Raw genomic sequence first — 11,193 nt, 5'->3', positions numbered from 1 at the left:
CCCGGCGAACGTCAAAACTCCACGTCGAGTTCGCTGATTTCGTCGGGCTCCTGCTTGGCCGCGGCGATCCACTCCTGCAGTTCGGGCATGGCCAGGATCTGCTTGCAGTACTCCACGGGCACCGGGTCCAGCATCACGCCGTACGTGACGAAGCGCGTCACCACCGGCGCATACATGGCATCGGCCATCGTGCGCGTGCCAAACAGATAAGGCCCGCCATAGCGCGTCAGGCAGTCCGTCCAGATGGCGGTGATGCGATCAATATCGGCCTGCGCGCGCGACCATACCTTCAAGCCCGGGAAATGCCCCTTGAGATTCATAGGCAACGCCGCGCGCATGGCAGCAAAGCCAGAATGCATCTCCCCGCAGATCGCGCGGCAATGCGCGCGCGCTGCGCGGTCGTCCGGCAGCAGCCCCGCCTTCGGATGGATCTCGTTCAGATATTCGGCGATCGCCAGGGTGTCCCAGACGGTCACGCCCTGATGGCGCAGGCAAGGCACCAGGATCGACGGCGACAGCAGCAGGATTTCGGCCCGCACGGCCGGGTCGTCCGGGGTCACCAGCACCTCCTCGAACTCCAGGCCCGCAAAGCGCGCCAGCAGCCATCCGCGCAGCGACCACGATGAATAGGTCTTGCTGCTGATGGTGAGTGTGGTCTTGCCCATCTCGCCTCCTTACCCGTCGCGACGATCCGCGCAATGCCGGCTCTCCGGCACTACGCACCCATGCAGTGCAGCGGGCCAGCACCAGCATGAAGCCCTTGCGCATGCTGTCAACCCGCAGCCCCTTGCGGGCGACTGCGACGCCACCTGCGGCACGTCCCCGCCATCTTGACCGTGCGGCTCGCAAAGCTTGTGCCACCATTCATGCCGATGGCATATATATTGCGGATACCGGCCCACTGAATCACGGGAGGCGAGCCATGCTGTACCAGGCGTACCAGACCTATGCGGACTTGATGCAGCCGGGCTGCACGCTGGCCGATCTCACTGCATCCTGGATTGCCGCCAACCCGCGCGCCGCCGGTACCGACTCACTGCGTTCTCTGTGGGCAGCCTGCGAGATCCTGGCACTGGCACGCCTGACCCACCACCGTCCCGCCTTTGGTATTGACAGCGTAGTCGTCAATGGCGTGCCCGTGCAGGTTTCCGAGGAAGTGGTGGCGCGTACGCCATTCTGCTCGCTGCTGCACTTCCGCCGTCACGGCATCGGCGGGCAACCCCGCGTGCTGCTGGTCGCGCCGATGTCCGGCCATTTCGCCACGCTGCTGCGCGGCACGGTGCAGACTATGCTGGCCGACCATGACGTCTACATTACCGACTGGCACAACCCGCGCGATATCCCGCTGCTGGCCGGCCGCTTCGGCTTCGATGAATTCGTCGATCACCTGATCTTCTTTCTGCAGACGCTGGGCGGGCACACGCACCTGGTGGCCGTATGCCAGCCCACCGTTGCGGCGCTGGCCGCCGCCGCGCTGATGGCCGAGGATGACGACCCGGCCCAGCCGCCCAGCCTCACGCTCATGGCCGGGCCAATCGACGCGCGCGTCAATCCGACCAAGGTCAACGAACTGGCCATGAGCCGTCCGATTGAGTGGTTCGAGAGCACCCTGATCGGCTTCGTGCCGCTGCGCTTTGTTGGTGGGCTGCGCCGTGTCTACCCGGGCTTTGTCCAGTTGCTGGCCTTCATGAGCATGAACCTGGATCGGCACGAACAGGCGCTGCGCGAGTTGCACGCGCTGCGCTCGCGCGGCGAGCACGACAGGGCCGACGCCATCCAGGACTTCTACGTCGAGTACTTCGCCACCATGGACCTCACGGCGGAGTTCTACCTCGAGACCGTCAGTATGGTGTTCCAGCGTTTCCTGCTGGCGCAGGGGCTGCTGGAAGTGGGCGGTCGCCGCGTTTCCACGCACGCCATCCGCCGTACCGCCCTGCTGACCGTGGAGGGTGAACGCGACGACATCTGCGCCATCGGTCAGACCATGGCCGCCCAGGACCTGTGTGGCAGCCTGCGCCCGTACCTGCGCATGCACCATGTGCAGACGGGAGTTGGCCACTATGGCGTGTTCAATGGCAGGCGCTGGGAGACTCAGGTCTATCCGTTGGTGCGGGATACGATCTATATGCGCGAGTGATGTCTCCCCTCGCGCCATCGCGAATACAATGCGCAGTCCATTACCGGACAAAGCATGGCATTCCGACATATCCAACGCTTTCAGGATCAGGACCTGGTACGCATCGGCCACGAGGAAAATTACCTGCTGCTGGCGCCACAACATGGTGGACGGCTCGTGCGCTGGGTACTGCACGGGGAGGACATCCTCTACTGGCCCGCTCAGGCCGACTGGAACCGCCCGGCGAAGATCCGAGGCGGCAATCCTCTGCTGTTCCCGTTTATTGGACGGCACTTTGCCGACGGACAAGCCGGCCATTGGCGCGACGCGGACGGCTTGATTCACGCCTTGCCGCAGCATGGGTTTGCGCGCGACCTGCCCTTCGCAGTGGCTGACACTGCGGACGACGGCATCGCCATGGTGCTGGAATCGTCGGACAGCTCCAAGGCCGGCTATCCCCATGCGTTCAGGTTCGAGGCAAGCTACCGCTTGCTCGACTGTGGACTGGAAGTGGCCCTGCGCACGGAAAACACTGGGGGCACGCGCCTGCCCTACTATGCCGGCCACCACTTCTATTTTTCCCTGCCCGCCATGCAGCGGTGCGAGTGCCGCCTGTTACTGTCAGAAACGGCGCGAGTGCGACAGGAGCCGGACGGTCGGCTTACCACGCCGGCGGCGGGTGAACCGGCCTATGCACTGGACGACCACCGCCTGCAAGACACTTTCCATGTGCTGAAAGGTGCCGGCTCCATCACGATGGCATCGCCGGACAAGACGTTGACGGTTGACCTCGAAGTGCCGGGCAGCATCGCATGGCACGCGGTGACGACATGGTCGGAAAGTGACGATTCAGACTTCTACTGCGTCGAGCCGTGGCTCGGCCTGCCTGACGCCATCCACAATGGCCAGGGGCTGCGCTGGCTGGAGCCCGGCCAGCAGGAAACCGCCACCTGCCGACTGCGCGTGGACTAGATACCCATCTCAGTGTTCGAAATCGAGCCCGCCGATCAACACCGACGGGTCAGCCTGCGAGAGCGAACTCCAGTCAAGCTGACGCGGCTCCTGCCAGGCCCTCAGCTTGGCCGGCAAGGCCGTGAGGTAGGCGGCAAAGCGTTGATCGCCACCGGCTGTGAACAGCGACTCCACTTCCAGTCCGTCCCACGCCAGGGTGACATCGAGCGGATGCGCAAAACGCTGCAACTCCACCGCACCGTGCCCCCGAATGCGGACGCGCGCCGGCGAGCCTGGCAGCGTACCCGGCAGGACTTCCACCTGTAAACGGTGCGGGTAAAGGCGGACTATCGCATCGACGATGCGCGGGAGGCAGTCTGCTTCGAATCGCGCGATGAAGTCGGTGGTCACGGTCGGTCCTTTGTTCTGGAAATGGCGGAAGGATGGCGAATGGCGCACAGGCAAGCATACGGCGCGGCCGCCACTCAAAGCAACCAGCAGGCCATCACGTCCCGGCAATGCGGCGAGCCGGCGGCAATTCGTGCTAGAATCCGCCCCCAAGCTATGCCATGCGGGCGTCGTATAATGGCTATTACCTTAGCTTCCCAAGCTAAAGACGTGGGTTCGATTCCCATCGCCCGCTCCACTGCCAAGTTCGTGGCGGGTGCCACTGGCCCCACACAGACCGATCGGTAGCAGGCAGAGGAGACACACGTTGTCCCCATTGCGGCCAACTCCATCACTCGGATGGTTGTCGTTGCCGCATTTGCAACCCTGGCTTTCCTCCGGGGTTATCCATGCCCCTACATGGTTCACCCCCCTTATCCGAGGATGATCAGTGCCATCTAAACAGCGAGACGTATCTGACCTGCACGCCGACAAGAAGCCGGTCCATGTGGCATTCGGCGTGGATGCTGGCTACTACCGCGGCATGGGTGTCACCATCACGTCCGTTGTGGAAAACAACCCGGGAGTGGATTTCGTTTTCCATGTTTTTGCTTTTTCCGTCACGGCAGACAATCGAGAGAAGCTGGAGAAGCTGGAGAAACTGTATGGCGTCACCGTCCAGCTCCATCTGCTCGACACGGCCACCCTCGACGATTTTCGTCAGTTCCCCTGTTTCAGCAAGCATTCCCTGGGCACTTTTATCCGCTTGCTGATTCCATCGAGGCTGAGCGGTATCGCGGACCAGGTGCTGTACCTGGATGCTGACCTGCTTTGCTTTGGCGATATGTCCGACCTGCTCGCCATCGATCTCGGAGACTGCATCGCCGCAGCGGTCGCCGATGAGAAGGACACGACTGTCAAGACGCAGATCCCGGCACTGGGGCTGAAACACGGCCACTACTTCAATGCCGGCGTCATGTACATCGATGTGCAGAACTGGATCGCCGCCGACGTCCAGCAGGTCGCGTTAAAAGCACTCACGACGCTGGACATGCGATTTGCGGACCAGGATGCCCTCAACATCGCGCTTGATGGCAGGGTCAGATTGGTAGATTCGAAGTGGAACTATCGATATCACCTTGTGGACTACCTGACACGCGGCGAAACCAAGCTGAACGTATCGCAACCTTACGTTTTCATGCACTTCACCGGCCCGGTAAAGCCATGGCACAGCTGGTGTCTGCATGACATCCGCGAGTTGTTCACTGATATCCAGTCCCGCTCGCCATGGGCGGATTCGCCGCTTGACGGGCCCGGAACCGCGCGAGAATTGAAACTGTTTTCCAAGTTTCTGATCACACAACACCGTATCGCGGAAGGCGTCTACTGGCATTGCCGTTACCTGAAATCGCGGCTAATGCAGAACCTGAAATCCTCATAAGGCTTTCGCCTGAGAACTACCGTTTTACGCAAGTAAGTGCAGACCAAGAAGAGAATGACTCAACTCGATCAAAGCCTCACTTCGCCGGCTCAATTGTCGGGTTTTGATTCTACGGAAAGGGATTCCGCGATATTCAGGGTTATAACCCGACTTGCCGCATTCATCCTTGCGGCCTTTTACGTCCTTGCGCTGATCGTCGATCGTGCGGCCGGTGTGCTGTATGGCCTGCTAATTGTGCTGGGCCTCACGTTACTGATCTGCCGCTGGAAATCGCAAAGTCCCCTGCTTGTCAGTCAGATCAGGCGTTACTGGCCACTTATCCTCGCAATGGCCGCACCAATGGTTGCGGTAGTGGCAAACGAGATATCGAGGCTGCAATTCTCGAGCCGTAGCCTTGATGCACCATCGCGGCTTGCCTTTTTTGCCTTGGTGCTGTGGTCTGTTTCGAGCATCCCAATCCGCTACTTGCGACATGTGCAATGGGCCTTTGTTGCCGGTGCAGTCCTGTCCACTGTCAAGATCCACGTACTAACCCACGGGGGGCAAGACAGATACCTGACGGACTTCATTCCCATCACCATCTTCATTGAAATGGCAATGGTGATGGGAACGTACGGTTTGTTCTCGCTTGCCTGGAACTCGAAACAGGACAAGATTCAAATCTTTATTAAAGTCCTGGCGGCAGCAATTGTCCTGTACGGCAGCTACCTTTCCCAATCACGCGGCGCATGGATAACCATACCAGTGTTCGGCGGAATTGCACTGTTCTCCAGCGGAATGCTACCGAAGGGCCGCAAGCTGGTGATTGCAGTTCTGATTGCGTTCGCGCTCATCGGAGCAATGAGCCAAGCCAAGCTGGTTAAAGACCGGATTGCCGACGCGCGCAACGATATCCAGCAGTACATGACCGGCAGCAATGTCGACACCTCAATAGGCTTTCGCTTTCAGCTGTGGCACGGCTCCGCCGTGATCTTCAGCGAGCATCCGGTTTTCGGTGTGGGCGTTGAAAGGTATCGTGAAGCGCTTGCAGACTTGGCCAATCGGAAGGTCATTACGCCGGCAGCTTCCGAATTTGCTCATTCGCACAATGAGTTCCTGTTCAACGCTGCCAGACTTGGCCTGTTTGGCATTGCCGCCCTGCTGGCCCTGTACCTGGTACCCGCCTACTATTTCGCGCGGGATCTCAGGCACCGCGACAAAGAGGTCCGTGCCGCGGCTTGCATGGGCGCCTGCTTGTGTGCCGGCATTTTCATACTCGGCCTGACCGACGTGGTGTTCCTTTGGTGGGAGGTCTTCCCCTTCTACGCGGTAGGTGTTGCCACATTCATAACCTTCATTGATAAGAAGAAGGCCGCCATGACAGTCCCACAGAGAACTGCGGGATAGCCTCCTTGTTGCCATGCTCCCCCAAGACCCCACTACCGAACCGATCCCCGCAGAAGGCATGCAGACTGCCCTGAGCGAAGCCCCTCCCACGAACGATCCGGAAGGCGTTGCCCACCCCCGCCGCATCCGCTCGTTCGTCCGGCGCGCCGGCCGCACCTCCACCGGCCAGCAACGCGCCATCGACGAAGTAGGCCCGCGCCTGCTGGTACCCTACGCCCCCCAGCCGCTCGACTGGGAAGCCACATTCGGCCGCAAGGCCCCCGCGATCCTGGAAATCGGCTTCGGCATGGGCGAGACCACCGCGCATATCGCGCAGCTCCGCCCGCAGGACAATTTCCTTGGCTGCGAAGTGCACGAACCTGGCGTGGGCGCACTGCTGAAGCTCGCGGGCGAGCGTGGCATCGAAAACGTGCGCATCATCCAGCACGATGCCGTGGAGGTCATCGCCCACATGCTGACGGACAACTGCCTGGATGGCGTGCATATCTACTTCCCCGACCCGTGGCACAAGAAGCGCCACAACAAGCGCCGGCTGGTGCAAGCGCCGCTGGTGAAGTTGCTGGCCTCGCGCCTGAAACCGGGTGGCTATATCCACTGCGCCACGGACTGGGAAGAGTACGCCCACCAGATGGTGGAAGTGCTGTCCGGGGAGCCGGCCCTGGAGAACACGTCCTCGGCCGCTGATGGCTTTTCGGAGCGGCCGGAATACCGGCCCATCACCAAGTTCGAGCGCCGCGGCGTGCGGCTCGGGCATGGCGTCTGGGATGTCGTGTTCCGCAAGCGCTGCTGAACGACTCGGCTGGCATAAACAAAAAGGCGTGGCACAGGCCACGCCTTTTTGTTTTCTGCGGCCGCCGTATCAAGCGTGCCAGGACACCATCCCGGTGTACGCCGTAGCCAGCACGATGATGCCGAATGCAATCCGGTACCACGCGAACGGCTTGAAATCATGCGTGGCGACGAAGCGCAGCAGCCAGCGCACGCAAAAGAAGGCCGACACGAAGGCGAAGACGAAGCCGACAGCGAAGATGCCCAGGTCGTCCGCCGACAGCATGGAGCGGGCCTTGTACAGCTCATACACCGTCGCCCCGAAGATCACGGGGATGGCGAGGAAGAACGAGAACTCGGTCGCCACCTGGCGCGACAGGCCGAAGAGCATCCCGCCGATGATGGTGGCGCCCGAACGCGACGTGCCCGGGACCAGTGCAAAGCACTGCGCGATGCCGACCTTCACGGCATCGCGCCAGTTCAGGTCATCCACCGACTCGATGCGCGGCGCACCGGCCTTGGCGGCCTGCAGCAAGGCGTTGCCGCGCGGATTAGTTGTCATGCCGCGCCGCCCGTCGTGCCATTCGGCCAGCAGGATCACGACGCCACCGATGATGAACGCCAGCGCCACCGTGATCGGGTTGAACAAATGGGCCTTGATCCATTTGCCGAACACCAGCGCCAGCACGATGGCCGGTACCGTCGCCACAATGACATTGACGGCGAAGCGCTGCGCCTTCGGGTCGGAGGTCAGCCCGCTCAATACATTGGCGATGCGCCGGCGGAACTCCCAGCAGACCGCGAGGATCGCGCCGAACTGGATCACGATCTCGAAGATCTTGCCCTTCTCGTCGTTGAAGTCGAGCAACTGGCCGGCCAGGATCAGGTGGCCGGTGCTCGAAATAGGCAGAAACTCGGTCAGTCCTTCGACGATGCCGAGGATCACGGCTTTCAGGGCAAGTGCGATTTCCATGGATGGGATCGATTAGGCGGGGACATGCCCGGTATGGACCGGGCGATGCCTGCTTGGTGGCTCAGGGGCGGTTAATCTTGACGTTGATACCGTCGGACAAGACGGTGATTGTACCGGGCTCGACATCTCGTCCCGCAAGACGCAGCTGGTCCGGCCTGAAGGTATACAGCGCGTAGCCCTGCAGGAACTGCTCAGCCACAATCCCGCCCAGCGCGTTGATCTGGCGCGAAAACTGGCCGGGCAGTCCCTGCACATCGAACTGCTGGACTTCCGGATCCTGCAGCACTACCGAATGGCTGGGAGCGTCATAACGCAGCCCGCTGTCCAGCGCGAACCGGCCCGCCAGCGCCTGGCGGAAGAACAATTTGTTGTCAACGATGGCATCGAACTGCAAGTTGACACGATTGCGTGCCGCATCGAGCGTCAGGCGTGGGTTGGACAACTGGATGTCGAACAGCTCCAGGTAGCGCTTGCTGAACGGGAATTTATGCTCCAGCGCCGATTGCAGCTGACTTTGCGAAAACGTGTATTCGTTGCCGAAGGAACCGCAGGCGCCCAGCCAGACAGTCGCAACAGCAGCGGCGATGGCGCCAGTCCAGCGCCGCCGGGAAATCCGGATCATATTGCCTCCGATGGATGGATTTGCGCCGATCGGCGCGGGCAGCCCCTGCACAGCCATTGCGAAGCCATTACGCATCGCGCCCGGCAGGCGCGGTCAGGATTTCAAGCTGCGTGAGCCAGCGCAGCGCCGATTCACGCGAGTCGCCACACATTTCGGCCGAGGGTTGCAGCCCGCCGCAAAAGGCCGGCCGCTCCGGCCGGCCGAACACCGCGCATCTCGCATCGGGCAGCAACTGCGCGCAACGAACCCCGGCCGGTTTTCCAGCCGGCATGCCGGGTAGCGGCGATGCGATCGAGGGCGCAATGCAACAGGCGCCGCAGCCGTCGCGGCAAGAAATGTGAGACTGACAGCTCATGTGATTGGTTCAGCAGGCCGTCGCCAGGCGGCGGCAAACGCGCCATTGTGCCCGAATACGACCGCAACTCCCGCTGGTCTTCCCAGGCATCCATCATCAGGAGCATCTTGAGTCACTTATTGTATGGGTGCCGCGCTATCCGCCCCAAGGCAGGGCGAACCCGGGTTGACCCCTGCCGCGAACCCGCCCTACATTACTGACCCATAAGTTATTAATATCCGCCCCCCGCTGCTCGTCACCATGGCAATACCTGGCAAGACCCCCGTGATCGACCGCCCCGCCTCCCCCAAAGACGCCGAAGTCCCGCGTTGGAGCCGGCGCAAGGCCGCCCGCCCGCAGGAACTGGTCGCCGCCGCGCTCGACTTGTTCGTGGCGCGCGGCTATGCCGCCACGCGACTGGAAGACGTGGCCGCGGCCGCGGGCGTCTCCAAGGGGACGGTGTACCTCTACTTCGCCAACAAGGAAGAGCTGTTCAAGACCGTGGTGCGCGAGAACCTGGTGCCGGCCCTGGCGCGCGGCACGGACCTGGTCGACCGCTTCGAGGGCTCGACCCCGGAGTTGCTGCGCGAGCTGCTGCGCGGCTGGTGGGGACTGATCGGCGCCACGCCGGTGGCGGGACTGACCAAGCTGATCATGGCGGAGTCGGGCAACTTCCCGGACATCGCGCGCTTCTACCAGGAAGAAGTGATGGTGCCCGGCGACGAGTTGTTCGCGCGCGTGCTGGCGCGCGGCGTCGAGCGCGGCGAGTTCCGGGCCCTGCCCGCGAATCCGGCCACCACGCTGGTCTGTGCGCCGCTGGTGTTCCTGATGCTCTGGCAGCGTGCGTTCGGCCTCTACGCGCACAAGGAAATCGACCCGGATGCCTACCTCGACAACCTGCTCGAAATGCTGCTGTTCGGCCTGACGACGGGCGAGGCGCGCGACCGCCCGCTGCCGCCGAAGTCCGGACCCTACGTCTGGGAAAAGATCCGCGACGAGATGCAGGCCCAGCAGCTGGCGCAGGGCGCCGGCGAGCCGGACACGACGGCAGCCACAGGCGCCGCACAAGAAGACGAGACATGAAGCGAAACACGAAGATCCTGATTGCCGTACTGGGCGCGGTGGCTGTGCTCAGCGCCACCGCCGCGGTACGCAAGGCCAGCAGCACGCGCCGGGCGCAGGCGTCGGCGCAGGCCGCTGCGCCTTCCGTGGTGGAGTTCCTGCAGTCCGATCTGGTGCTGGCTGGCACGCATGACCTGCAGGTCGCGCTGCCCCTGTCGGGCAGCCTGCGCGCGCTGAACCAGGCCTCGGTCAAGGCCAAGGTCTCGGGCGAGGTGCAGCAGGTGCTCGTACGCGAAGGCGAGGCCGTGCGCGCGGGACAGGTCATCGTGCGCATCGACCCGACCGAGTACGAGGCCAAGGTCGCGCAGGCACGCGGCCAGATGCTGGCGGCACGCGGCCAGTTCGAGAACTCGCGCCAGACCTGGGAGCGCAACCGCGAGCTGGTCGGCAAGGGCTTTATCTCGAAGACCGCGTTCGACAACTACCAGTCCAACCTCGATGTGGCGCGCGCCAACCTCGATGCCGCCCAGGGCGGGCTGGCCGTGGCGCAGAAGGCATTGAACGATACCGTGGTCAAGGCCCCGCTCGACGGCATGGTCGCCGCGCGCGCGGTGCAGCCCGGGGAAAAAGTATCGCCCGACACACGCCTGATCGACCTGGTCGACCTGCGCGTGCTGGAACTGGAAGCGCCCGTTCCGATGGCTGACGTGGCGCGCGCGTCGGTGGGCCAGTCGGTGCGGCTGAATGTGGAAGGCGCGGGGCAATTCGCTGGCGCGCTCGTGCGCATCAATCCCGCTGTCAGCCAGGGTACGCGCAGCATCATGGTCTATGTGCGCGTGCAGAACGGCGAGGGCAAGCTGCGCGCCGGCATGTTCGCGCGCGGCGCGCTGGTGCTGGGCGAGCGCAGCGGCGTGGTGTCCGTGCCGGTCTCGGCCGTGCGCAGCGACGGCGAACGCGCCTTTGTCTACGTGGTCGAGAACGGCATGCTGGCCGAGCGCGCCGTGCAGACCGGCGTGCGCGACGAAGGCAGCGGCATGGTCGAGATCATCTCGGGGCTGGCCGCCGGAGCCGAGATCGTGCGCAACAACCTGGGCACGCTGCGCAGCGGCAGCCAGGTGCGCCGCGTGAAGGACCTGAGGCCTGAGGCCTGAGG

General features: G+C 63.0%; 12 protein-coding genes and 1 tRNA gene. 8 read left to right on the top strand and 5 right to left on the bottom strand.

Features of this window, described 5'->3' with window-relative positions:
- Positions 1-11: 11 nt before the first annotated feature.
- On the bottom strand, positions 12-665 hold the full coding sequence (locus tag AC3FNH_RS08380) for a glutathione S-transferase family protein (RefSeq protein WP_488719722.1): 654 nt from the start codon (positions 663-665) through the stop codon (positions 12-14).
- A gap of 257 nt (positions 666-922) precedes the next feature.
- On the opposite strand from AC3FNH_RS08380, the gene AC3FNH_RS08375 reads away from it, so the two are divergent.
- Complete coding sequence (locus AC3FNH_RS08375; protein ID WP_488719721.1) at positions 923-2,137, top strand: polyhydroxyalkanoate depolymerase; 1,215 nt, start codon at positions 923-925, stop codon at positions 2,135-2,137.
- Positions 2,138-2,191: 54 nt separating this feature from the next.
- Positions 2,192-3,088 carry an aldose epimerase family protein gene (locus tag AC3FNH_RS08370; protein ID WP_488719720.1) on the top strand — a complete coding sequence of 299 codons (897 nt, stop codon included), beginning with the start codon at positions 2,192-2,194 and terminating at the stop codon, positions 3,086-3,088.
- 9 nt (positions 3,089-3,097) lie between these two features.
- Here AC3FNH_RS08370 and AC3FNH_RS08365 read toward each other — a convergent pair whose 3' ends face one another.
- The gene (locus tag AC3FNH_RS08365; RefSeq protein ID WP_488719719.1) at positions 3,098-3,478 is read right to left on the bottom strand and encodes a DUF5594 family protein; all 381 of its coding nucleotides are present in this window, start codon (positions 3,476-3,478) and stop codon (positions 3,098-3,100) included.
- Between the two features lie 160 nt (positions 3,479-3,638).
- Here AC3FNH_RS08365 and AC3FNH_RS08360 point away from each other — a divergent pair.
- From AC3FNH_RS08360 to trmB, 4 genes are all read left to right on the top strand, one after another.
- Positions 3,639-3,713: transfer RNA gene (locus tag AC3FNH_RS08360), tRNA-Gly, on the top strand.
- Positions 3,714-3,905: 192 nt separating this feature from the next.
- Positions 3,906-4,895, top strand: a complete 990-nt coding sequence (locus AC3FNH_RS08355) for a glycosyltransferase family 8 protein (protein WP_488719718.1) — start codon at positions 3,906-3,908, stop codon at positions 4,893-4,895.
- Between the two features lie 54 nt (positions 4,896-4,949).
- On the top strand, positions 4,950-6,281 hold the full coding sequence (locus tag AC3FNH_RS08350; RefSeq protein ID WP_488719717.1) for an O-antigen ligase family protein: 1,332 nt from the start codon (positions 4,950-4,952) through the stop codon (positions 6,279-6,281).
- Between the two features lie 13 nt (positions 6,282-6,294).
- A complete protein-coding gene (trmB, locus tag AC3FNH_RS08345; RefSeq protein ID WP_488719716.1) occupies positions 6,295-7,071 on the top strand; it encodes a tRNA (guanosine(46)-N7)-methyltransferase TrmB in 777 nt (258 codons plus the stop codon).
- Between the two features lie 69 nt (positions 7,072-7,140).
- Here the strand turns inward: trmB and AC3FNH_RS08340 are convergent, their stop codons facing one another.
- The 3 genes from AC3FNH_RS08340 to AC3FNH_RS08330 form a co-directional block, all read right to left on the bottom strand.
- A complete protein-coding gene (locus AC3FNH_RS08340) occupies positions 7,141-8,022 on the bottom strand; it encodes an undecaprenyl-diphosphate phosphatase (RefSeq protein ID WP_488719715.1) in 882 nt (293 codons plus the stop codon).
- Positions 8,023-8,083: 61 nt separating this feature from the next.
- On the bottom strand, positions 8,084-8,644 hold the full coding sequence (locus AC3FNH_RS08335; protein ID WP_276100789.1) for a DUF1439 domain-containing protein: 561 nt from the start codon (positions 8,642-8,644) through the stop codon (positions 8,084-8,086).
- Positions 8,645-8,711: 67 nt separating this feature from the next.
- Positions 8,712-8,999: a YkgJ family cysteine cluster protein gene (locus AC3FNH_RS08330; protein WP_276098212.1), complete on the bottom strand. Its 288-nt coding sequence runs from the start codon at positions 8,997-8,999 to the stop codon at positions 8,712-8,714.
- A gap of 240 nt (positions 9,000-9,239) precedes the next feature.
- On the opposite strand from AC3FNH_RS08330, the gene AC3FNH_RS08325 reads away from it, so the two are divergent.
- Together AC3FNH_RS08325 and AC3FNH_RS08320 are read left to right on the top strand one after the other, a co-directional pair.
- On the top strand, positions 9,240-10,061 hold the full coding sequence (locus AC3FNH_RS08325) for a TetR/AcrR family transcriptional regulator (protein ID WP_488719714.1): 822 nt from the start codon (positions 9,240-9,242) through the stop codon (positions 10,059-10,061).
- Positions 10,058-11,191 carry an efflux RND transporter periplasmic adaptor subunit gene (locus AC3FNH_RS08320; RefSeq protein WP_488719713.1) on the top strand — a complete coding sequence of 378 codons (1,134 nt, stop codon included), beginning with the start codon at positions 10,058-10,060 and terminating at the stop codon, positions 11,189-11,191. Before AC3FNH_RS08325 ends, AC3FNH_RS08320 begins: the two co-directional genes overlap by 4 nt.
- The last annotated feature ends 2 nt before the right edge of the window (positions 11,192-11,193 follow it).

Source organism: Cupriavidus sp. 22TCCZM01-5 (genome assembly GCF_057798915.1).
This window is presented reverse-complemented; position numbering and strand designations above follow the sequence as displayed.

Excerpts from the sequence above, each read along its gene's own strand:
- AC3FNH_RS08340 (WP_488719715.1), bottom strand. The coding sequence starts at position 8,022 with ATGGAAATCGCACTTGCCCTGAAAGCCGTGATCCTCGGCATCGTCGAA.
- AC3FNH_RS08375 (WP_488719721.1), top strand. The coding sequence starts at position 923 with ATGCTGTACCAGGCGTACCAGACCTATGCGGACTTGATGCAGCCGGGC.
- AC3FNH_RS08330 (WP_276098212.1), bottom strand. The coding sequence starts at position 8,999 with ATGAGCTGTCAGTCTCACATTTCTTGCCGCGACGGCTGCGGCGCCTGT.
- AC3FNH_RS08335 (WP_276100789.1), bottom strand. The coding sequence starts at position 8,644 with ATGATCCGGATTTCCCGGCGGCGCTGGACTGGCGCCATCGCCGCTGCT.
- AC3FNH_RS08350 (WP_488719717.1), top strand. The coding sequence starts at position 4,950 with ATGACTCAACTCGATCAAAGCCTCACTTCGCCGGCTCAATTGTCGGGT.
- AC3FNH_RS08320 (WP_488719713.1), top strand. The coding sequence starts at position 10,058 with ATGAAGCGAAACACGAAGATCCTGATTGCCGTACTGGGCGCGGTGGCT.
- AC3FNH_RS08380 (WP_488719722.1), bottom strand. The coding sequence starts at position 665 with ATGGGCAAGACCACACTCACCATCAGCAGCAAGACCTATTCATCGTGG.
- AC3FNH_RS08325 (WP_488719714.1), top strand. The coding sequence starts at position 9,240 with ATGGCAATACCTGGCAAGACCCCCGTGATCGACCGCCCCGCCTCCCCC.
- AC3FNH_RS08370 (WP_488719720.1), top strand. The coding sequence starts at position 2,192 with ATGGCATTCCGACATATCCAACGCTTTCAGGATCAGGACCTGGTACGC.
- trmB (WP_488719716.1), top strand. The coding sequence starts at position 6,295 with ATGCTCCCCCAAGACCCCACTACCGAACCGATCCCCGCAGAAGGCATG.